General features: G+C 36.8%; 20 protein-coding genes, 1 tRNA gene, 1 pseudogene and 2 other annotated features (1 of these 24 cut by a window edge). All 22 genes and pseudogenes read left to right on the top strand.

Features of this window, described 5'->3' with window-relative positions:
- Positions 1-102: a binding site (T-box leader), on the top strand; it begins 114 nt to the left of the window's first position.
- A 34-nt stretch (positions 103-136) separates the two neighbouring features.
- Positions 137-802: a serine O-acetyltransferase gene (cysE, locus tag OEI98_RS12475; protein WP_266038182.1), complete on the top strand. Its 666-nt coding sequence runs from the start codon at positions 137-139 to the stop codon at positions 800-802.
- Positions 789-2189, top strand: a complete 1401-nt coding sequence (cysS, locus tag OEI98_RS12470) for a cysteine--tRNA ligase (RefSeq protein WP_004404864.1) — start codon at positions 789-791, stop codon at positions 2187-2189. Before cysE ends, cysS begins: the two co-directional genes overlap by 14 nt.
- Complete coding sequence (locus OEI98_RS12465) at positions 2174-2602, top strand: Mini-ribonuclease 3 (RefSeq protein WP_003870683.1); 429 nt, start codon at positions 2174-2176, stop codon at positions 2600-2602. Before cysS ends, OEI98_RS12465 begins: the two co-directional genes overlap by 16 nt.
- Positions 2603-2611: 9 nt before the next feature.
- Complete coding sequence (rlmB, locus tag OEI98_RS12460; protein WP_266038178.1) at positions 2612-3355, top strand: 23S rRNA (guanosine(2251)-2'-O)-methyltransferase RlmB; 744 nt, start codon at positions 2612-2614, stop codon at positions 3353-3355.
- Complete coding sequence (locus tag OEI98_RS12455) at positions 3355-3861, top strand: NYN domain-containing protein (protein WP_003870681.1); 507 nt, start codon at positions 3355-3357, stop codon at positions 3859-3861. Before rlmB ends, OEI98_RS12455 begins: the two co-directional genes overlap by 1 nt.
- An 81-nt stretch (positions 3862-3942) precedes the next feature.
- Complete coding sequence (gene sigH / locus OEI98_RS12450) at positions 3943-4587, top strand: RNA polymerase sporulation sigma factor SigH (protein ID WP_004404857.1); 645 nt, start codon at positions 3943-3945, stop codon at positions 4585-4587.
- Between the two features lie 61 nt (positions 4588-4648).
- Positions 4649-4724, top strand: a tRNA-Thr gene (locus OEI98_RS12445).
- Between the two features lie 131 nt (positions 4725-4855).
- The gene (gene tuf, locus OEI98_RS12440; protein ID WP_003870265.1) at positions 4856-6058 is read left to right on the top strand and encodes an elongation factor Tu; all 1203 of its coding nucleotides are present in this window, start codon (positions 4856-4858) and stop codon (positions 6056-6058) included.
- Between the two features lie 184 nt (positions 6059-6242).
- Positions 6243-6392: a 50S ribosomal protein L33 gene (gene rpmG, locus OEI98_RS12435; protein ID WP_004402360.1), complete on the top strand. Its 150-nt coding sequence runs from the start codon at positions 6243-6245 to the stop codon at positions 6390-6392.
- Positions 6393-6421: 29 nt separating this feature from the next.
- On the top strand, positions 6422-6619 hold the full coding sequence (secE, locus tag OEI98_RS12430; protein WP_003870275.1) for a preprotein translocase subunit SecE: 198 nt from the start codon (positions 6422-6424) through the stop codon (positions 6617-6619).
- 32 nt (positions 6620-6651) lie between these two features.
- On the top strand, positions 6652-7176 hold the full coding sequence (nusG, locus tag OEI98_RS12425; RefSeq protein ID WP_003868694.1) for a transcription termination/antitermination protein NusG: 525 nt from the start codon (positions 6652-6654) through the stop codon (positions 7174-7176).
- 46 nt (positions 7177-7222) lie between these two features.
- On the top strand, positions 7223-7645 hold the full coding sequence (gene rplK / locus OEI98_RS12420) for a 50S ribosomal protein L11 (RefSeq protein WP_003868695.1): 423 nt from the start codon (positions 7223-7225) through the stop codon (positions 7643-7645).
- Positions 7646-7691: 46 nt separating this feature from the next.
- On the top strand, positions 7692-8384 hold the full coding sequence (gene rplA, locus OEI98_RS12415; protein WP_006569571.1) for a 50S ribosomal protein L1: 693 nt from the start codon (positions 7692-7694) through the stop codon (positions 8382-8384).
- A gap of 47 nt (positions 8385-8431) precedes the next feature.
- Positions 8432-8554: a sequence feature (ribosomal protein L10 leader region), on the top strand.
- Between the two features lie 13 nt (positions 8555-8567).
- On the top strand, positions 8568-9101 hold the full coding sequence (rplJ, locus tag OEI98_RS12410) for a 50S ribosomal protein L10 (protein WP_003868697.1): 534 nt from the start codon (positions 8568-8570) through the stop codon (positions 9099-9101).
- A gap of 37 nt (positions 9102-9138) precedes the next feature.
- Positions 9139-9516, top strand: a complete 378-nt coding sequence (rplL, locus tag OEI98_RS12405; RefSeq protein ID WP_003870271.1) for a 50S ribosomal protein L7/L12 — start codon at positions 9139-9141, stop codon at positions 9514-9516.
- A 121-nt stretch (positions 9517-9637) separates the two neighbouring features.
- Complete coding sequence (locus tag OEI98_RS12400; RefSeq protein WP_003869387.1) at positions 9638-11059, top strand: ISLre2-like element ISTet1 family transposase; 1422 nt, start codon at positions 9638-9640, stop codon at positions 11057-11059.
- A 288-nt stretch (positions 11060-11347) separates the two neighbouring features.
- Positions 11348-15067, top strand: coding sequence for a DNA-directed RNA polymerase subunit beta (gene rpoB, locus OEI98_RS12395; RefSeq protein ID WP_266038168.1), 3720 nt, complete (start codon positions 11348-11350; stop codon positions 15065-15067).
- 42 nt (positions 15068-15109) lie between these two features.
- Positions 15110-18664, top strand: coding sequence for a DNA-directed RNA polymerase subunit beta' (gene rpoC / locus OEI98_RS12390; protein WP_266038166.1), 3555 nt, complete (start codon positions 15110-15112; stop codon positions 18662-18664).
- 95 nt (positions 18665-18759) lie between these two features.
- Positions 18760-19014, top strand: a complete 255-nt coding sequence (locus tag OEI98_RS12385) for a ribosomal L7Ae/L30e/S12e/Gadd45 family protein (RefSeq protein ID WP_003870268.1) — start codon at positions 18760-18762, stop codon at positions 19012-19014.
- Between the two features lie 54 nt (positions 19015-19068).
- Positions 19069-19443, top strand: coding sequence for a 30S ribosomal protein S12 (gene rpsL, locus OEI98_RS12380; protein WP_003868702.1), 375 nt, complete (start codon positions 19069-19071; stop codon positions 19441-19443).
- Positions 19444-19521: 78 nt separating this feature from the next.
- Positions 19522-19992, top strand: a complete 471-nt coding sequence (gene rpsG, locus OEI98_RS12375) for a 30S ribosomal protein S7 (RefSeq protein WP_266038161.1) — start codon at positions 19522-19524, stop codon at positions 19990-19992.
- Between the two features lie 51 nt (positions 19993-20043).
- Positions 20044-22112, top strand: a pseudogene (gene fusA / locus OEI98_RS12370) (elongation factor G).
- The last annotated feature ends 10 nt before the right edge of the window (positions 22113-22122 follow it).

The following is a 22122-nucleotide window of genomic DNA, read 5'->3' as shown; positions in this document are numbered from 1 at the left end:
GAACTTTGAGTAGGGGGTTACCGGCCTTTGCCGTTATCTAAAATGAGTGGAGTTTAAAACTCAAGCAGAGTGGAACCACGGGAGTCCCCCCTCGTCTCTGAGATGAGGGGGGTAAATTTTTAAGGAGGTGTTTGGTATGTTTAAAACTTTAAAAGAAGACATCAAAGTTATTTTTGAAAGAGACCCTGCTGCCAAAAGCGTGCTGGAGGTTATATTATGTTATCCCGGGCTCCACGCTATAATACTACACAGAATTGCCCACTATTTGCATAAAAAAGGTTTAATTTTAATTCCCCGGCTTATTTCGCAGTTTAATAGATTTCTCACAGGGATTGAAATACATCCCGGTGCTAAGATAGGTAGGAGATTTTTTATCGATCACGGTATGGGAGTTGTAATAGGGGAGACTACAGAGATTGGTGACAATGTGACAATATATCAAGGGGTAACTTTAGGAGGTACAGGAAAGGAAAAAGGTAAAAGACATCCTACTATAAAAGATAATGTGGTTATAGGAAGTGGTGCGAAAGTATTAGGCCCTATAGTAGTAGGAGAAAATTCTAAAATTGGTGCGGGTGCAGTTGTTTTAAAAGATGTACCACCTAATAGCACAGTAGTCGGAGTACCTGCTCGCTGTGTAAAAAAAGATAATATACGTATAGCTTCTCCATATGTGGTGGATTTAGAGCATGGTAAACTTCCTGACCCTGTGGAAGAGGAATTGCAAAAATTAAGAAAGAGGATTGAAAGGTTGGAGCAAATTTTAATTGAAAGGAAGGAAGAGAAAGATGAAGCTGTATAATACTCTTTCAAGGACAAAAGAAGAATTGGAACCTTTAAATGATAAGATAGTGAACATGTATGTTTGTGGACCTACTGTATATAATTACATCCACATAGGAAATGCGAGGGCTTTTATTGTATTTGATACGGTGAGAAGATATTTAGAATATAAAGGTTATAAAGTAAATTACGTTCAAAATTTTACTGATATTGACGATAAAATAATTAAAAGAGCCCAAGAAGAAAATGTTACTACAAAAGAAGTAGCGGAAAAATATATAGACGAATATTTTAAAGATGCAGATAATTTGGGTATAAAAAGAGCAACAGTTCATCCTAAAGCTACAGAGCATATAGAAGATATAATCGAATTTATAAAGATTTTAATCGACAAAGGATATGCTTATGTGGTAAATGGAAATGTTTATTTTGAAACTGCGAAATTTAAGGATTACGGGAAGCTTTCTCACAAAAATATAGAAGAATTGCAGGCAGGCGCAAGAATTGAGATAAATGAAGAAAAGAAAAATCCATTGGATTTTGTTCTCTGGAAAGCTCAAAAGCCCGGTGAACCTGCGTGGGACAGTCCATGGGGAAAGGGAAGGCCAGGATGGCATATAGAATGCTCTGTTATGTCTACGAAATATTTGGGCAAAACTTTAGATATCCATGCTGGTGGTCCTGATTTGGTCTTTCCTCATCATGAGAACGAAATTGCTCAGAGTGAAGCAGCATATGAACAACCATTTTCTAAATATTGGATGCATATAGGGTATTTAAATATAAATAATGAAAAAATGTCAAAATCTAAAGGGAATTTCTTTACAGTAAGAGAAATAACAGAGAAATACAATCCTGAAGTTTTAAGACTTTTTATGCTTATGGCTCACTACAGAAGCCCCATTAATTTTAGTTTAGATTTAATGGAGCAGGCAAATTCTGCTTATGAAAGATTGTTAAATGCAGTGGCCAATTTAAAACATTTGGCCAATGTGTGCAAGGATGGGGGATTAAACGAAGAAGAGAAGAAGTTGATGGAAAAGTTTGAAGAATATAAAAAAGAATTTGAAGAGGCAATGGATGACGATTTTAACACTGCGGATGCCATATCAGTTTTGTTTGAAATGGCAAAAACCTCCAATGCAAATCTCAGTAGAAATTCTTCAAAGAAATTGGTAGAATATATTTTAGATATGTTTTTAAAACTCTCAGAAGTTTTAGGACTTTCTTACAGAGGCGTGGAGACTGAGCTCAATGACGAAGAAATACTTGCTTTAATAGAAGAAAGGCAAAAAGCAAGAAAAGAAAAGAATTGGAAGTTAGCTGATGAAATAAGAGATAGACTGAGAGAAAAGGGAATAATTTTGGAAGATACGCCAGAGGGAGTAAGATGGAAAAGAGTATGATGGGGTTTTTAGAAAATTCAGAGTTGCTTACGAAGAAGGGGGTGTTAAGTTTATCCCCCCTTGTTTTAGCTTTTATTGGAGATGCTGTGTATAGCTTATACATTCGCACCATGATTGCAGCAAAAGAAAATCGGTCTGTTAATTTTTTGCACAAAGAGACAGTTAAGTATGTAAAAGCTAAATCTCAGGCAGAATCTGTAAAAAGAATTTATGATTTTCTCACAGAAGAGGAAAAAGACGTAGTTAGAAGAGGAAGAAATGTAAAGTCTAATACTATGCCTAAAGGAGTAGAAGTACAGGCCTATAGGTATGCTACGGGATTTGAAGCTTTGCTAGGTTATTTATATCTTGCAGGAGAATTTGAAAGATTAAAAAACATTCTTGAGCTTTCTGTACAAGTTATTGAAGAATAGGTGATGATTATGGAAGAGCAGAATGTAATTCTTGGTAGAAATCCAGTAATCGAAGCTATAAAAAGTGGGAAGAAAATTGAAAAAATATACGTTTCTAAAACAGCAGGAGGAAATATTTCAAAGATAATAAATCTTGCCAAAGAAGCAGGTATTGTAGTTTCTACTACTGATAATGATATTTTAAGTAAATTAGCCGGTAGTCAAAATCACCAAGGGGTCGTGGCTGTAGGTGCTGTATATAAATACTTCGATGTAGATGACCTTTTGGAATATGCTGAACAAAGGAAAGAAAAGCCTTTTTTGTTGATATTAGATGAGATAACAGACCCTCACAATTTGGGTGCGATTATAAGAAGCGCAGAGGCTTTTGGAGTCCATGGGATAATAATTCCAAAAAGGCGGGCTGTAGGAGTAAATGCTACTGTTGTAAAAACTTCTGCCGGAGCAGTAGAACATATGAGAATAGCAAAAGTATCAAATATTAACAATACAATACGAGGTTTAAAAGAAAGAGGCTTATGGATTGTTGGAACAGATGTAAATGCGGGAAAAAGTTTTGAAGAGCTGGATTATGATTTTCCTCTTGCTATTGTAATTGGCAGTGAAGGAAAAGGGGTTTCTAAATTGGTTTTGCAAAATTGCGATTTTGTGGTTAAGATACCGATGAAAGGTAAAATAAATTCTTTAAATGCTTCTGTAGCAGCCTCCATTTTGATTTATCAGGTAGTATCAAAAAGAAAAGGTAAGGCGTGATGTCCTTGTACATGTTGGTAGACGGCTATAATGTAATAAACAACTGGCAGATACTAAAAGAAGAAGCGCAAAAAAATTTGGAAGATGCGCGGGACAAGTTAATAGATATGTTGGCTGATTTTAAAGGATATTCGGGGATAAATATAATATTAGTTTTTGATGCAATGTATGTAAAAGGAAGTCTAGAAAAACATGAAGAAATCAATGGTATTGAGGTTGTTTACACAAAAGAAGGAGAATCGGCAGATCACTTTATAGAGTTAAAAGTAGTAGAATTAGCGAAAAAAGAACAGGTTGTTGTGGTAAGTTCCGATTGGACTGTGCAGCAGGTGGTTTTAGCTCATGGTGCAATAAGAATGTCTGCAAAAGAACTTTATGAAGAAATGAATAGATATATTGAAAGACATAAAAAAAGCTATGTGAATACAGTTTATAAAGACAATTTGGAAGAGCGACTTGATAATGAAATAGTAAAAAAACTGCGCAAAATGGCAGAAAACAGTTAAAATTAGCTTGACTACCTTTACCAATATAATGTATAATTATAACGTATAAAGTTGCCGGAATAATAAATGGGGGCGGTATTGGTGAAATCTGGGGCGCAGCAGGATTACTATCAACCATATGACCAAATGGAAGAGGAGGAGGTCGTTTTTAGAGCTCAAAAAGGAGACGAAGTTGCTTTAGAGTACCTTATTGAAAGGTATAAAAGTTTTGTAAAAGCAAAAGCTCGTGCCTATTTTTTAGTAGGTGCCGATAAGGAAGACATTATTCAAGAAGGAATGATAGGCCTTTATAAAGCAATTCGAGATTACAAAAGTGACAAGCTCACCTCTTTCAAAGCTTTTGCGGAATTATGTGTGACTCGTCAAATTATTACTGCAATTAAAACCGCAACAAGACAGAAACATATACCGCTTAATTCTTATGTTTCCCTCAATAAGCCCATCTTTGATGAAGAATCTGATAGGACTCTTATGGACGTTGTTTCTACCCAATGCATTGCCGACCCTGAAGAGTTAATAATAAGCAAAGAGGAATACGTTAACATTGAGAGCAAGATGGAAGAATTATTGAGTGGATTAGAGTGGGAGGTCTTGGTATCATATTTGGATGGTAAATCATATCAAGAAATTGCTGAAGATTTAAACAGGCATGTTAAATCTATAGACAATGCTTTACAGCGTGTAAAAAGAAAATTAGAAAGATATCTTGAAATGAGAAACAGCTAACTATTGACATTTAGAAGACTTTATAGTAAAATCAAAAATCGGAGTCGTGATATTCCCTTTTGCCCACGTAGCTCAGTAGGCAGAGCGTCGCCTTGGTAAGGCGGAGGTCACCGGTTCGATCCCGGTCGCGGGCTCCAATTTTGTTATTGATGTTTTTTTATCATAGAAGTTGTGCTTTTTAATCCTATTAATGTATAAAGGGTTACTTTTATGACACAATTTTAAGAAACACCAGGACAAGTTTATTGAAGTAAAGGAGGAAAAGAGGATGGCGAAGCAAAAATTTGAGAGGAAGAAGCCCCACGTAAACGTAGGGACGATAGGTCACGTAGACCATGGTAAGACGACGTTGACAGCAGCGATAACGATGGTATTATCGAAGGCAGGAATGGCAGAGGCGAAGGGATATGACGAGATAGACAAGGCGCCGGAGGAGAGAGCAAGGGGAATAACGATAAACACGACTCACGTAGAATATGAGACAGAGAAGAGGCACTATGCGCACGTAGACTGTCCAGGTCATGCTGACTATGTAAAGAACATGATAACAGGGGCAGCACAGATGGACGGGGCGATATTAGTAGTATCAGCAGCAGACGGACCGATGCCACAGACGAGGGAACACATATTATTGGCGAGGCAGGTAGGAGTGCCATATATAGTAGTATTTTTAAACAAGGCAGACATGGTAGACGATCCAGAATTAATAGAATTAGTAGAGATGGAAGTAAGGGAATTATTGAATGAATATGAGTTTCCGGGGGATGACACACCGATAGTAGTAGGGTCAGCACTTAAGGCATTAGAGTGTGGATGTGGTAAGAGAGAGTGCGAATGGTGCGGGAAGATATGGCAGTTAATGGATGTAGTAGACGAATATATACCGACACCGGAGAGAGACATAGACAAGCCATTCTTAATGCCAGTAGAGGACGTATTTACGATAACAGGAAGAGGAACTGTTGCGACAGGGAGAGTAGAGAGAGGGAAGGTAAAGGTAGGAGACGAAGTAGAGATAATAGGATTGACGACGGAATCAAGGAAGACAGTAGTAACAGGGGTAGAGATGTTCAGGAAGACACTGGATGAGGCGCAAGCAGGAGACAACATAGGAGTATTATTAAGAGGAGTACAGAGGGACGAAGTAGAGAGAGGGCAAGTATTAGCGAAGCCAGGGACGATAAAGCCGCACACGAAATTTGAGGCACAAGTTTACGTATTGACGAAGGAAGAAGGAGGAAGGCACACACCATTTTTCAATGGATACAGGCCACAATTTTACTTTAGGACGACAGACGTTACAGGTGTAATAAACTTGCCGGATGGAGTAGAGATGGTAATGCCAGGGGACCACGTAACGATAAAAGTAGAGTTAATAACACCGATAGCGATGGAAGAAGGTTTGAAGTTTGCTATAAGAGAAGGCGGCCGTACAGTAGGTGCTGGCGTCGTGTCAGCTATCATAGAATAAAGAGAAGCCGGGTTCAAACCTGGCTTCTTTTGAGTTAAATCAATGCTTTAGCAAACTGTGCAAAATGTCAACTAATGAGCTACCTACAAATCTTTGACACAGACTTTTTGTTTTTGGTGATTGACAAGAAGTTATATTTATGATAAATTTGACTAAGCAGTCGAATCACCGGGAGGTGTAATAATTGAGAGTAAAAATTACATTGGCATGTACTGAGTGTAAGAATAGAAACTATCATACAACAAAAAATAAGAAGAATGACCCTGATAGGTTAGAATTAATGAAATACTGCAAATTCTGCAAAAAGCATACCTTGCATAGAGAGACTAAGTAGTTTTTAAAACTTTAAGAGGATGTGAGGAAATGGCCGGTGAAGGAAGAAAAATTGTCAAGTTTTTCAAAGATGTAAGGGCAGAAATGAAAAAGGTGACATGGCCAAGCAGAGAAACTATGATAACTTATACGGAAATTGTATTAATAGTAGTAGCTCTTTTTACAGTATTCATTTTTTTGATTGACTCAGTTTTTAGTTATCTATTAAAGCTCATTATTAAAGTTTAAAGGAGGTTGGGGCGAGTCCCCAGAGGTTGACTATGCCAGAAAAAGAAAATGCAAAGTGGTATGTGGTTCATACCTATTCTGGATATGAAAACAAAGTTAAGGCTAATTTAGAGAAAATTGTAGAGAATAGGAATTTGCAGCATTTAATTCACCAAATCATCGTACCTACGGAAAAAGTTGTTGAGATTAAAGACGGTAAAAAGAAAACTGTCGAGAGAAAGATTTTCCCGGGTTACGTTTTGGTGAAAATGGTTATGACAGATGATACTTGGTACGTTGTGCGAAATACCAGGGGTGTTACAGGATTTGTAGGCCCTGGATCTAAACCTGTACCATTAACTGAAGCGGAAGTTAGAGCTTTAGGTATAAAAGAGATTCCAACTGCAGTTGACCTTAATGTAAAAGATACTGTCAGGGTTATTTCTGGGCCTTTTGAGAATTTTATTGGAGTAGTTCAAGAGATTTATCCAGAAAGACAAAAGGCGAAAGTTTTAATTTCCATGTTTGGGAGAGAGACACCGGTTGAATTTGACCTTGTACAACTTCAAAAAATATAAAAGTAGAAACTCATAAGCTATTTTAATTTGGTAAGGAGGTGTAATCATGGCAAAGAAAGTGGCAGCAGTTGTAAAAATACAGTTGCCAGCGGGAAAAGCTACTCCTGCGCCACCAGTAGGTACTGCTTTAGGACCTCACGGTGTTAATATAATGGCTTTTTGTAAAGAGTTCAATGAAAGGACAGCCAAAGACGCAGGGCTAATAATTCCTGTTGTTATTACAATATATGCAGACAGGTCATTTAGTTTTATAACTAAAACTCCACCAGCAGCTGTGCTACTCAAAAAGGCAGCTGGAATAGAGTCAGGTTCTCCGCAACCTAACAAACAAAAAGTAGGAAAAATTACAAGGGAGCAGCTTAGAGAAATTGCTGAAATCAAGATGAAAGACTTAAATGCTTCTGATATAGAGGCTGCTATGCGGATGATAGCAGGTACTGCAAGAAGCATGGGTATAGAGATTGTATAAAAATAAGTGGGAGGAAAGTCCGATAATACCACAAGGAGGTTAGAAAATGAAACGTGGGAAAAAATATTTAGAGAGCTTAAAGTTATATGACAAAACACAGCAGTATTCCAGTGATGAAGCAATAGATATTGTTTTGAAAACTGCAAAGGCAAATTTTGACGAAACAATTGATTTAGCTGTAAGACTAGGTGTTGACCCAAGACATGCTGACCAACAGGTAAGAGGTACAGTAGTGCTTCCTCACGGAACAGGAAAAAGTGTGAAAGTATTAGTTTTTGCAAAAGGGGAAAAAGCTAAAGAAGCAGAAGCAGCAGGTGCTGATTATGTGGGAGCAGAAGAATTAGTTGCAAAAATTCAAAATGAAAATTGGTTTGATTATGATGTTGTAGTTGCAACTCCTGATATGATGGCAGCTGTAGGGAGATTAGGTAAAATATTAGGTCCAAAAGGATTAATGCCAAACCCTAAATCAGGTACTGTGACTTTTGATTTAGAAAAAGCTATTAAAGAAATTAAAGCTGGTAAGATTGAGTACAGGGTGGATAAAGCAGGTATAATTCACGTTCCTATAGGGAAAAAATCCTTTGGGAAAGAGAAGTTATTAGAAAACTTCAGAGCAGTTATGGATGCTATAATCAAGTCCAAACCAGCAGCCGCAAAAGGACAATACATCAAAAGTGTAGTGTTATCTTCTACAATGGGACCAGGTGTGAAGGTTAATCCTTTAAAGATTTTTTAATAAAAGTTGTTGACAGACAAAAAGATGTAAGGTATAATAAGTGACGTTGAAATTGAATAAAAAGACCGTAGACAGTGGGTGTGCTTTTGCACGTAAATCCCACCGAGGTTTTTAGAAATAAATTCCCAAAAGGGATCCTCGTGTCTACGGGATCCTTTTTAAATTTTTTAAGGAGGTGGGAAGGTGGGCACAGCAAAAGAGAAAAAGCAACAAATCGTAGCAGAGTTTAAAGACAAATTGTCACGAGCACAAACAGTGATTTTTTCAAACTTTAGTGGCTTGACTGTAGAAGATGATACTATATTAAGACGCAAATTTAGAGAAGCTAATTCTGAGTACAAAGTCTACAAAAATACTTTAATGACTATTGCAGCTAAGGAACTAGGCTATGGAGATGATTTAATTAAATATTTTGAAGGGCCAACTTCTGTAGCTTTTGGATATGATGACCCTGTTGCGCCTGCTAAAGTTCTTGTGGAATTTATGAAAGACCACAAGGGAATTGAGTTAAAAGCAGGTCTTGTAAATGGGAAGTTAGTGACAGTTGAAGAAATTAAGGCTTTGGCAGAGCTTCCTTCAAGGGAAGAGCTTGTGGCGAAAGCTTTGGGCAGCATGAAAGCTCCTATTACCAACCTCGTTTTCGTGTTGTCTGGCACGTTGAGAAGCCTGCTTTATGCTTTAAATGCAGTGAAAGAGAAAAAGCAAGCTGAAGCTTGAAAACAAAAATAAAAATTTTAAGATGGAGGTAGAGAAAATGAACAAAGAGGAAATTTTGGAAGCCATAAAAAATATGACAGTTCTAGAATTAGCTGAATTGGTAAAAGCTTTAGAGGAGGAATTTGGCGTATCTGCGGCAGCTCCTGTAGCAGTTGCAGCAGCTCCAGCAGCTGGAGCACCAGCAGCAGCACCAGCTGAAGAAAAAACAGAATTTGATGTTATTTTACAAGAAGTAGGTAGCGACAAGATAAAAGTTATCAAGGTTGTGAGAGAAGTAACAGGCTTAGGACTAAAAGAAGCAAAAGATTTAGTAGAAAGTGCTCCAAAGCCAGTTAAAGAAGGAGTAAGCAAAGACGAAGCAAATCAAATCAAAGCAAAATTCGAAGAAGTTGGTGCAAAAGTAGAAATAAAATAAGGGCAAAAATTTTGCCCTTATTTTTTTATGGCATAGTGTAAAATTATCGTAGGATTTTTAGATGATAAAAAAACAAGAGACAACCCCTGTGATAAAATAGATTGTGGAAAACCAAAAAAACATGAAAGGGGTGTCTCTTGTGAAAAAAATTAAGTTTGAAGATATTATACTACAAAATGCATGTAATTACATCAATAATGTGATAGAAATTTTTAAAAAGTTATTAGAAGAAGGGATGGATATAACAGAACTTTCATTAAAAGTTAGAGAAATGGTAGACAAATTAGGTATAGAAACAATGGTAGCAATTATAGAAGAATTAGATAAGATAATAAAAGAAGACAAGAGAAGGAAAGAGAAATGGGTAGTAGAAAGGGAAGATGAAAAGACTTTAATAACGACAGTAGGAGAAATAAAATATAAAAGGACATATTACAAATCAAAAGAAGATGGGAGATACACCTACTTAACAGATGACGCATTAGGGATAGGTAGGCATGAGAGGATAGAAGAAGGAGTAAAAGTAAAGATAGTAGAAAAAGCGACAGAAGAATCCTATGAAAAAAGCAGTAAAGAAGCAAGCCCAGTAGAATTAAGTAGACAGACAGTATTAAATGCAATAAGAGAGATAGGAGAAGTAGAAATAAAAAAAGAAGTAGAAGAAAAGAAAGAAATAAAAGTATTATACATAGAAGCAGATGAAGACCACGTATCCTTACAAGACGGGGGAAAAGAAATGCCACGACTTGTATACATACATGAAGGCAAAGAGACAAAGAACGGTAGGTCTGAGCTAAAGAATGTCCATTACAAAGCATATGTAGGACAAAAGCCAGAAGACATATGGATAGACGTAGCAAATTACATAAATGACAATTACAAAGAAGAAAAAATAGAGAAGATATACATAGCAGGTGATGGAGCAAGATGGATAAAAGAAGGGATAGAGTGGATACCAAAATCAAGATTTGTATTAGACAGGTATCATTTAAACAAATACATACTCATGGCAACATCGAAAGAGCCAAGATATAGAGATAGGATATGGAGAGCAATAAATGAAGGGAATGAAAAAGAATTAAAAGAAGCATTTAATGAACTATCAAAAATAGCACAAACAGAGCAAGAGAAGAAGAAAATAAGGGAAGTAAAGAAATACATATTAAACAACTGGGAAGGGATAAAAATATACAAAGAAGATGAGGATGCAATAGGGTGCAGTGCAGAAGGGCATATAAGCCATGTATTTTCAGACAGGTTAAGCAGGAACCCATTAGGATGGAGTAGAGAAGGATTAAAGCTAATGGCGAAATTAAGAGTATTTAAGAAAAATGGAGGCAATTTAAGAGAAGTAGAATGGCGTAAAAAGCGCAAAAACAACAATGAAGGTTATAAATTAACAAAGAAGCAAATAAAAGAGGCAGTAAAGAGAGCTAAAACGTATACAAAAGAACAAATAAACAATATTACAGTATTAAACATGGGCAAAGTAACACCAATATATAGAATTTTAAAAGCAATAAAATATGAAAGAGTGATATAAAAAACACATAATAATGGAAACCTTGATTTAAGCAATTTCAGGGGTTGTCTTTAAAAAAATATCCTACAGTATCTTGACACTATCTTTTTATGGGGAATTGTTGACATAAATCTTCACTTGTGCTATTATAATAAATTGCATTAATAGTGGCCTTTTTTATTTGTTAATATATGTATATGTATAAGAGGACGACTGTTGGTGAATAATAATGGTAAAATAGGGTTCTTTTGTGCGCAATCCAAAAGTTGAAAACTTTTGGTAATTTACATTTTTTAAGGGGTGAAATGGATGGTACGTCCTGTACAAGTGGGCAACAAGACAAGAATGAGCTTTGCCAAGATCGACGAAGTATTAGAAATGCCCGACCTTATTGAAGTTCAAAAGAAGTCCTACAAATGGTTTTTAGAGGAGGGATTGAGAGAAGTCTTTAGAGAAATTTCCCCAATAGAGAGCTTTACGGGGAATTTGGCTTTAGAATTTGTTGATTATCGATTAGAAAATAACCCCAAGTATTCAGTAGAAGAATGTAAAGACAGAGATACTACATATGCTGTGCCGATGAAAGTCAAAGTACGCCTTACCAACAGAGAGACTGGGGAAATTAAGGAATCTGAAGTATTTATGGGAGATTTCCCTTTAATGACAGAAAAGGGTACTTTTATTATAAATGGCGCAGAACGTGTAATTGTAAGCCAATTGGTTAGGTCTCCAGGAGTCTATTATGAACAACAATTTGATAAATTTGGGAAAAAATTAATTTCTGCAACTGTAATTCCAAATAGAGGCGCTTGGCTGGAATATGAAGAAGATTCCAATGATATAGTATATGTTAGAATTGACAGAACAAGAAAAGTTCCAATTACTGTATTATTAAGGGCTTTGGGTTATAGTACTGATATTCAAATTCTTGACCTTTTAGGGGAAGAGGAAAAATTAAAAGCTACTTTAGATAAAGATACTACAAAATCTGAAGAAGAGGCTTTAATAGAAATTTATAAGAGATTAAGACCGGGGGAGCCGCCTACTGTCGAGAGTGCTAAAAGCCTTTTGTATGCATTATTTTTTGATGCAAAAAGGTATGATTTAGCAAAAGTTGGACGCTATAAATTTAATAAAAAACTTGCGTTAAAAACGAGAATTGCAAACTTAAAGAGTGCAAAAAAGATTGTCAACCCTGTTACAGGTGAGATATTAGTAGAAGAAGGAGAGAAAATTTCAAAAGAAAAGGCAGAAGAAATTCAAAATTGCGGCATAAATGTAGTAGAAGTGTTAGTAGAGGGTAAAGTAGTAAAAGTAATAGGCAATAATACGGTGGATATAAATAAATATCCAATGCCTTATGATGTATCTAGCTTAAATATAAAAGAAGCAGTAAATTTAAGTATATTAAAGGAAATACTTGACAATTTCTCTGATGAAGAGGCGGTAATAAACGAAATAAAAAATAGAATGGATGAACTTGTTCCTAAGCACATTACTAAAGATGACATTATAGCCACTATAAGTTACCAATTAAATTTAACTCATGGAATAGGTTCAATAGATGATATAGATCATTTAGGAAATAGGAGACTGCGGTCTGTAGGGGAATTATTGCAAAACCAATTTAGAATTGGACTTGCGAGATTAGAAAGAGTAGTCAAAGAAAGAATGACAATCCAAGATGTGAATGAAATTACTCCTCAAAACCTTATAAACATTCGCCCAGTTGTAGCAGCTATTAGAGAGTTTTTTGGAAGCTCCCAGCTTTCTCAATTTATGGACCAAACTAACCCTTTGGCAGAACTTACTCATAAGAGAAGAGTAAGTGCTTTAGGTCCTGGAGGACTTAGTAGAGAAAGAGCGGGTTTTGAAGTAAGAGACGTTCATTATTCTCACTATGGAAGGATATGTCCAATTGAGACTCCTGAAGGACCTAATATCGGTTTGATTGGATCTTTGACTACCTATGCTCGTGTAAATGAATATGGATTTATTGAAGCTCCATATAGGAGAGTAGATAAAACTACTGGTACAGTTACAGATGAAATTGTATATATGACTGCAGATGAAGAAGATGAATATATTATAGCTCAAGCTAACGAACCATTAGATGAAAACAACAGGTTTATTAATGAGAAAGTGGTATGTAGATTAAAAGAAGAGATAATAGCTGTACCTCCAACAGAAGTGGACTTCATGGACGTTTCACCAAAACAGATAGTGTCTGTTGCTACTTCTATGATACCTTTCTTGGAAAATGATGATGCGAATAGAGCCTTGATGGGGTCTAACATGCAGAGGCAAGCAGTACCCCTTATAAAACCTGAAGCGCCAATAATTGGAACGGGTATAGAATATAAGGCAGCTGTTGATTCTGGTGTAGTAGTATTAGCGAAAAACGATGGAGTAGTGGAAAAAGTCGCTGCTGATAAAGTTGTAATTAGAACAAAGGACGGTAGAAGGGATGAGTATAATTTACTTAAATTTAAGAGGTCAAACCAGGGAACTTGTATAAACCAAAGGCCTATTGTAAATGAAGGAGATGAAGTGAAAAAAGGGCAAGTTATATGCGATGGACCTTCTACTGACTACGGTGAACTTGCACTTGGGAAAAATGTCTTAGTAGGATTTATGCCTTGGGAAGGTTACAACTATGAAGATGCTATTTTGATAAGTGAAGAATTGGTTAGAGATGATTCTTTAACTTCTATTCATATTGAGGAGTATGATGCAGAAGCAAGAGATACGAAATTAGGTCCAGAAGAGATAACGAGAGAAATACCGAATGTAGGCGAAGATGCTTTAAAAGATTTAGACGAGAGAGGAATAATACGTATAGGTGCAGAAGTTACCGCTGGTGACATATTGGTAGGTAAAGTTACTCCAAAAGGTGAGACTGAACTTACAGCTGAGGAAAGACTTTTAAGAGCTATTTTTGGAGAAAAGGCAAGAGAAGTAAGAGATACTTCTTTGCGTGTTCCTCACGGTGAGTCAGGTATAGTAGTAGATGTTAAAGTTTATTCTAGAGAAAATGGTGATGAATTGCCACCAGGAGTCAACCAGATGGTAAGAGTATTTGTTGCTCAAAAGAGGAAAATTTCTGTTGGAGACAAAATGGCAGGGCGCCACGGTAACAAAGGTGTTATTTCAAGGATACTTCCAGTAGAAGATATGCCATTTTTGCCAGACGGTACCCCTTTGCAGATATGTTTAAACCCATTAGGTGTTCCATCCCGTATGAACATTGGTCAGGTTTTAGAAGTTCACTTGGGTCTTGTTGCAAAAGCATTGGGATGGCAGATTGCTACACCTGTTTTTGATGGAGCAACGGAAGAAGACATACAGGAGCTTTTAGCTAAATCGGGTTTTTCTCCGGACGGCAAGGTGCAATTGTACGATGGAAGAACAGGTGAGCCTTTTGATAATAAAGTTACAGTAGGTTATATGTACATGCTGAAACTTCACCATCTTGTTGATGATAAGATGCATGCAAGGTCTACTGGACCATATTCTTTGGTTACTCAGCAACCTTTGGGTGGAAAAGCTCAGTTTGGTGGACAGAGATTTGGTGAGATGGAAGTATGGGCATTAGAGGCATATGGTGCAGCTCACACTTTACAAGAGATTTTGACTGTGAAATCTGACGATGTATCAGGTCGTGTAAAAACCTATGAAGCTATTGTCAAGGGTGAAAACATACCAGAACCAGGTATTCCTGAATCCTTTAAGGTATTGGTTAAGGAACTTCAAAGCTTAGCATTAGATGTCAAAGTTATCACAGAAGATAATCAAGAAATTCCATTAAAAGAATTTGAAGATGATGACGATTCTGATGTGCCAGATGCTACTCTTAATATCAATATAGAAGGCCGCGAAGATACGCCACCAGAAGAAGTGTATGAAGAAAGCTACGAAGAAGGCTTTGAAGAAGAGATTGAAGAACTGCCAGAGGATATTGATTTTGAGCCAGATAGTTTTGATATAGAAAATGACGATTTGATGATTGACGAAGATTTTGACATTTAATTAGTTAAAACCAAAATTTATTGAAGAAAGGAGCGACACTCCTTGTTTCAGTTAAGAAATTTTGAGGCTATTAAAATTGGGTTAGCATCACCTGAAAAAATAAGAGAATGGTCAAGAGGTGAGGTGAAAAAACCTGAAACTATCAATTATAGAACGTTAAAACCAGAAAGGGATGGCCTTTTTTGTGAAAGAATTTTTGGACCTACAAAAGACTGGGAATGCCATTGCGGTAAATACAAGAGAGTGAGATACAAAGGTGTAGTTTGTGATAGATGTGGAGTTGAAGTTACAAGGTCCAAAGTTAGAAGGGAAAGAATGGGGCACATTGAACTTGCTGCCCCTGTTGCACATATATGGTATGTAAAGGGGATTCCAAGTCGAATGGGGCTTCTTCTTGATATGTCTCCAAGAGCATTGGAAAAAGTGCTGTACTTTGTATCATATGTGGTTATTGACCCCGGCGATACTCCTCTTACTAAAAAGCAATTATTATCAGAAAAAGAATATAGGGATTACCTTGATAAATATGGCAACAGATTTAGAGCAGGGATGGGAGCCGAAGCTATAAAAGAATTGTTACAAGAAATAGATTTAGAAAAATTGAGCAAAGAATTGAGAGCTGAAATACGTGAATCTACTGGCCAAAAAAGGGTAAGAGCAATTAGAAGGTTAGAAGTAGTGCAAGCTTTTATAGATTCCGGCAATCGCCCTGAATGGATGATTTTAGATGTTATACCTGTAATTCCGCCTGATTTAAGACCTATGGTGCAGTTGGATGGTGGGCGCTTTGCAACTTCAGACCTTAATGATTTGTATAGGAGAGTAATCAATAGAAATAACAGATTGAAAAAGCTTTTAGACTTAGGGGCTCCAGATATTATAGTAAGAAATGAAAAAAGAATGCTACAAGAAGCAGTAGATGCTTTGATAGACAATGGCAGAAGAGGTAGACCTGTTACAGGCCCAGGCAACCGACCTTTAAAATCCCTTTCTGATATGCTAAAAGGTAAGCAAGGAAGATTCAGACAAAATCTTTTAGGTAAAAGGGTAGATTATTCAGGTCGTTCCGTTATAGTAGTGGGGCCGGAGCTTAAAGTTTATCAATGTGGTTTGCCAAAAGAAATGGCATTAGAGCTTTTTAAGCCTTTTGTAATGAAGAAATTAGTAGATGAGGGTTTGGCGCAGCATATAAAAAGTGCTAAGAGAATGGTTGAAAAGGTAAAGCCTGAGGTATGGGATGTATTAGAGGAAGTTATTAAAGAACATCCTGTGTTACTAAACAGAGCACCTACACTTCATAGATTGGGTATTCAAGCTTTTGAACCGGTGTTAGTTGAAGGAAGAGCTATAAAGCTTCATCCTCTTGTGTGTACGGCTTACAATGCAGACTTTGATGGTGACCAGATGGCTGTCCACGTACCTCTTTCAATGGAAGCACAAGCTGAAGCGCGATTTTTAATGCTGGCTGCTAATAACATACTCAAGCCCCAAGATGGAAAGCCTGTTATGACTCCTACTCAAGATATGGTATTAGGTTGTTATTACTTAACAGCAGATGAAGAGGGAGTTCCAGGTGAGGGCAAATATTTCTCCAGCCCTGAAGAAGCTATTATGGCATATCAACTGGGATACATTCACATCCATGCTAAGATAAAAGTGAAGATGACAAAAGAAATTGATGGAGTCAAAAAATCAAAAATAATTGAGACAACAGTTGGAAAAATTATATTTAATGAAGCAATTCCACAGGATTTAGGTTATGTAGATAGAACTAATCCTGAAACTGCTTTTGACTTAGAAATTAATGATTTAGTAGATAAATCTAAATTGGGGAAAATTTTAGATAGAGTATACAGATTACACGGGCCAACAAAGACAGCAGAAACTCTTGATAAAATCAAAGAGTTAGGTTTCAGATATTCTACAAAAGCAGCTATTACTGTCAGTGTATCTGACATGGTAATACCTAAAGAAAAAGAGAAGCTTCTAAAAGAAGCAGATGAAATGGTAAGTAAAATTGAAAGCCAATTCAGACGTGGTCTCATATCCGAGGAAGAAAGATATGAGAGCGTAATAAGGACATGGAACATGACTACAGAAAAAGTTACAGAAGCTTTGATGGCAAGCTTGGACAAATTTAATCCTATATTTATGATGGCTCATTCAGGAGCAAGAGGAAGTAAAAACCAGATAAGGCAGTTAGCAGGTATGAGAGGTCTTATGGCAGACCCTTCAGGAAGAATTATTGAGCTTCCTATAAGGTCTAACTTTAGAGAGGGTCTTAATGTGTTGGAATTCTTCATATCTACTCACGGTGCAAGAAAAGGTCTTGCGGATACAGCTTTAAGAACTGCAGACTCTGGTTATTTGACGAGAAGATTAGTTGATGTGAGCCAAGATGTCATAGTCAGAGAAGATGATTGTGGAACCGATGAAGGAATTTATGTAGAAGAAATAAGAGAAGGAAATGAAATAATTGAAAAATTAGCTGACAGAATAATAGGAAGAGTTGCGGCTGAAGACGTGGTTGATAATGAAGGCAATATAATTGTCAGAAGAAATGAGTTGATAAACGAAGAGGAAGCAGAAAAAATCGAAAAAGCAGGTATTACAAAGGTAAAGATAAGGTCACTTTTGACATGTAAGTCAAGACACGGCGTATGTAGAATGTGTTATGGTAGAGACCTTGCAACAGGTGAACTTGTAAATATAGGCGAAGCAGTGGGCATTATTGCTGCACAAGCTATAGGCGAACCAGGTACACAGCTTACAATGCGAACATTCCATACTGGCGGTGTAGCTGGTGCAGATATTACACAAGGTCTTCCAAGGGTAGAAGAGCTTTTTGAGGCAAGAAAACCAAAAGGACTTGCTGTAATTTCTGAAATCTCTGGTGTTGTAAGAATCAATGAGTCAAAGAAGAGAAGAGAAGTCATTGTAACAGATGAAGAAAACAATATTTCTAAGACTTATCTCATTCCCTATGGTTCAAGACTTAAAGTTCATGATGGTCAGGTAATACAAGCTGGGGATGAGTTGACAGAAGGGTCTGTAAATCCTCATGACCTTTTAAAGATAAAAGGAATATTTGCAGTACAGACTTACTTGCTACAAGAGGTTCAAAAGGTTTATAGATTGCAGGGTGTTGAAATAAATGATAAGCATATTGAAGTAATAATAAGACAAATGATGAGAAAAGTAAAAGTAGAAGACCCAGGAGATACTTCAATGCTTCCTGGAGAGCTTATAGATATGTTTAAATTCGAAGATGAAAACAAAAAAGCAATTGAAAAAGGATTAAGACCCGCTACTGGAAGAAGAGCTCTTTTGGGAATTACAAAGGCGGCTTTGGCAACAGATTCTTTCTTATCAGCTGCTTCTTTCCAAGAGACGACAAGAGTGCTTACAGATGCGGCTATAAAAGGTAAAGTAGACCCGCTCTTAGGATTAAAAGAAAATGTGATAATAGGTAAACTAATTCCTGCTGGAACAGGTTTGTCACGCTATAGAAATATTTCTGTTGTAAAAAAAGTGAATGACCAACAGGAAAGACAAGATAAAGAAAAAGAAGAAACAGAAGTAAAGGCAAGCAACTAAAGATTGAAACGAAATTCTACTGTTGACAGCTAAACTGCTTAATGATAAAATTATTAAGTGTGTTAAAAACCGCTGTCCTGATGGGAGGAAGGCGAATGGCGGGACAAGATTGCCCTTCTAAGCGGGTGGTTGGAGCGAAGCAGACTCTAAAAGCAATAATGAATTGCAATGTACTTCAGGTCTACATTGCAAAAGATGCGGAAGAACATGTTACTAAAAAAATAAAAGAACTATGTGAGGAAAAATCAATTAGAATAGTATACGTCGATACTATGAAAGAACTTGGGGTAATGTGTGGTATTGATGTAAATGCTGCCGCTGCAGCGGATATTATAGGTGAAAAGAAATAATTACCCCTTTGAGGGGGTAATTATTTCTTGATTTATTTGGAAGGAGGTGCAAAAATGCCAACAATAAATCAGTTAGTAAGACAAGGAAGAAAGCCAGTAAAATATAAATCTGCTGCTCCAGCTTTAGAGGGTAATCCTCAAAAGAGAGGAGTTTGTGTTGTAGTAAAGACTACAACTCCTAAGAAGCCAAATTCAGCATTGAGAAAAATAGCAAGGGTAAGGCTAACAAATGGTACAGAGGTTACAGCGTACATCCCTGGTATAGGTCACAATTTGCAGGAACACTCTGTAGTTTTAGTAAGAGGTGGAAGGGTTAAAGACCTCCCAGGTGTAAGGTACAAGATTATCAGAGGAGCCCTTGATGCTGCGGGTGTTGCCAATAGAAAGCAAGCTCGTTCAAGGTATGGCGCTAAAAAGCCTAAAAAGTAAAAAAAGATGAAATGGAACTATAAATGTATCTAGTAGAGTTAATTATTGTAAAGTTTTTACACAAAAGGAGGGAAAAGGATGCCAAGAAAAGGTCATGTAGAAAGAAGAGAGGTCCTTCCTGATCCTGTATATAATAGTAAAAAAGTTTCAAAACTAATTAATAAAGCAATGTGGGATGGTAAAAAGAGCTTAGCTCAAAAAATTTGTTATGGAGCTTTTGACATAATAAGAGAAAAGACAGGAAGAGATCCTCTTGAAGTTTTTGAAGAAGCTTTAAATAATGTCATGCCTGTTCTTGAGGTAAGGCCTCGAAGAGTAGGTGGTGCCACTTACCAAGTTCCTGTGGAAGTAAGGCCTGAAAGAAGGCTATCTCTTGGAATAAGATGGCTTGTAGAGTATGCAAGGCAAAGAAGTGGCAAATCTATGATGGAAAAATTAGCAGCAGAAATAATGGATGCTGCAAATAATACTGGTGGAAGTGTTAAGAAGAAAGAAGATACTCATAAGATGGCGGAAGCTAACAAGGCATTTGCTCACTATAGATGGTAAAAGTAGTTTATAGGGGGTAGTGAACTAAGGGACAAGAAAGGAGGATGGAAGATGCCAAGAGACTACAGCTTAGATAAAGTTAGGAACATTGGTATTATGGCGCATATAGATGCAGGAAAAACCACTACTACCGAGCGAATACTTTTTTACACAGGAAAAGTTCATAAGTTAGGAGAAGTCCACGAAGGTACTGCTACAATGGACTGGATGGTACAAGAGCAGGAAAGAGGTATAACTATAACTTCTGCGGCTACTACTTGTTATTGGAAAGGGCATAAAATAAACATTATTGATACGCCGGGACACGTGGACTTTACTGTAGAAGTTGAAAGGTCTCTAAGAATATTAGACGGAGCTGTTGCGGTTTTTTCTGCAAAAGAGGTGTTGAACCTCAATCTGAAACTGTATGGAGACAGGCTGACAAATATCATGTTCCGAGAATTGCTTATGTAAATAAAATGGATATAATAGGTGCTGACTTTTTCAATGTAATAAAAATGATAAAGGAAAGATTGGGAGCTAATCCTGTAGCTATACAAATTCCTATTGGAAAAGAAGATACTTTCAGAGGCATTGTGGATTTAATTAAAATGGAAGCCATAATATATGAAGATGATTTAGGTACTGTAATGGATGAGACTGAAATACCTGATGACTTAAAAGATTTAGCTGAGGAGTATAGAGAAAAACTATTAGAGGCAGTTTCTGAGCAAGATGAAACTATTTTAGAAAAGTATTTAGAAGGTGAAGAAATAACTGAAGAGGAGATTCACAAAGCCTTAAGAAAAGGAACTATAAATGGTGAATTAGTACCAGTTGTCTGTGGTTCTTCATATAAAAATAAAGGGATTCAGCCTATGTTGGATGCGATAGTGAGATATCTTCCTTCTCCACTTGATTTGCCACCGGTAAAAGGTATGGCATTAGGCACAGGAGAAGAGATAGAGAGAAAAGCTGATGATTCAGAGCCTTTCTCAGCGTTGGCATTTAAAATTATGGCGGACCCTTATGTAGGTAAACTTGCTTTTTTTAGAGTATATTCAGGGACTTTAAATGCGGGGTCATATGTGTTGAATTCTACAAAAGGTAAAAAAGAAAGAGTAGGAAGAATCCTGCGAATGCATGCAAATCACAGAGAAGAAATTGATGCTGTATACACAGGTGATATAGTTGCAGCCGTTGGACTAAAAGATACTACAACAGGAGATACGCTCTGTGATGAGAATCATCCAATACTTTTAGAATCAATGGATTTTCCAGAACCAGTTATTTCTGTTGCTATAGAGCCTAAGACTAAAGCTGCTCAAGAAAAAATGACTATGGCTTTATTGAAACTAGCTGAAGAAGACCCTACTTTTAAGACATATACTGACCAAGAGACAGGACAGACAATAATAGCTGGTATGGGAGAATTGCACTTAGAGATAATTGTTGATAGGCTAAGAAGAGAATTTAATGTTGATTGCAATGTAGGTAAACCTCAAGTTGCTTACAAAGAGACTATCACTAAACCTGTTAAAATTGAAGGTAAATTTATCAGGCAGTCTGGTGGACGTGGTCAGTATGGTCATGTTTGGTTGGAGATGGAACCGGCTCCAAGAGGAGAAGGCTATACATTTGAAAACCGCATTGTAGGAGGAGTTATTCCAAAAGAATATATTCCTGCAGTTGACGCAGGTGTTCAAGAAGCTATGCAAAACGGTGTTCTTGGAGGATATCCTGTTATCGATGTAAAAGTGGCATTGGTAGATGGTTCTTACCATGAAGTTGACTCCTCAGATATGGCATTTAAAATAGCTGGTTCTATAGCATTTAAGGAAGGTATGAAAAAGGCAAATCCTGTTCTTTTGGAACCTATTATGAAAGTGGAAGTTGTGGTTCCAGAAGAATACATGGGAGATATAATAGGAGATATAAATGCACGACGTGGAAGAGTTGAAGGAATGGAAGCAAGAGCTGGAGCCCAAGTTATAAGAGCATTTGTGCCACTTGCTGAAATGTTTGGATATGCCACTGATTTAAGGTCAAAAACTCAAGGAAGAGGAACTTACACTATGCAGTTCCATCATTATGAGGAAGTTCCTAAAAATATTGCTGATCAAATATTAGAAAAGAAGTAAAGGAGGAAAA

The sequence above is a fragment of the Thermoanaerobacter sp. RKWS2 genome (genome assembly GCF_026240795.1).
GTDB classification, from domain to species: domain Bacteria; phylum Bacillota; class Thermoanaerobacteria; order Thermoanaerobacterales; family Thermoanaerobacteraceae; genus Thermoanaerobacter; species Thermoanaerobacter ethanolicus.
Note: the sequence above shows the minus strand (reverse complement) of the source record. Positions and strands in the feature narration are given on the sequence as shown.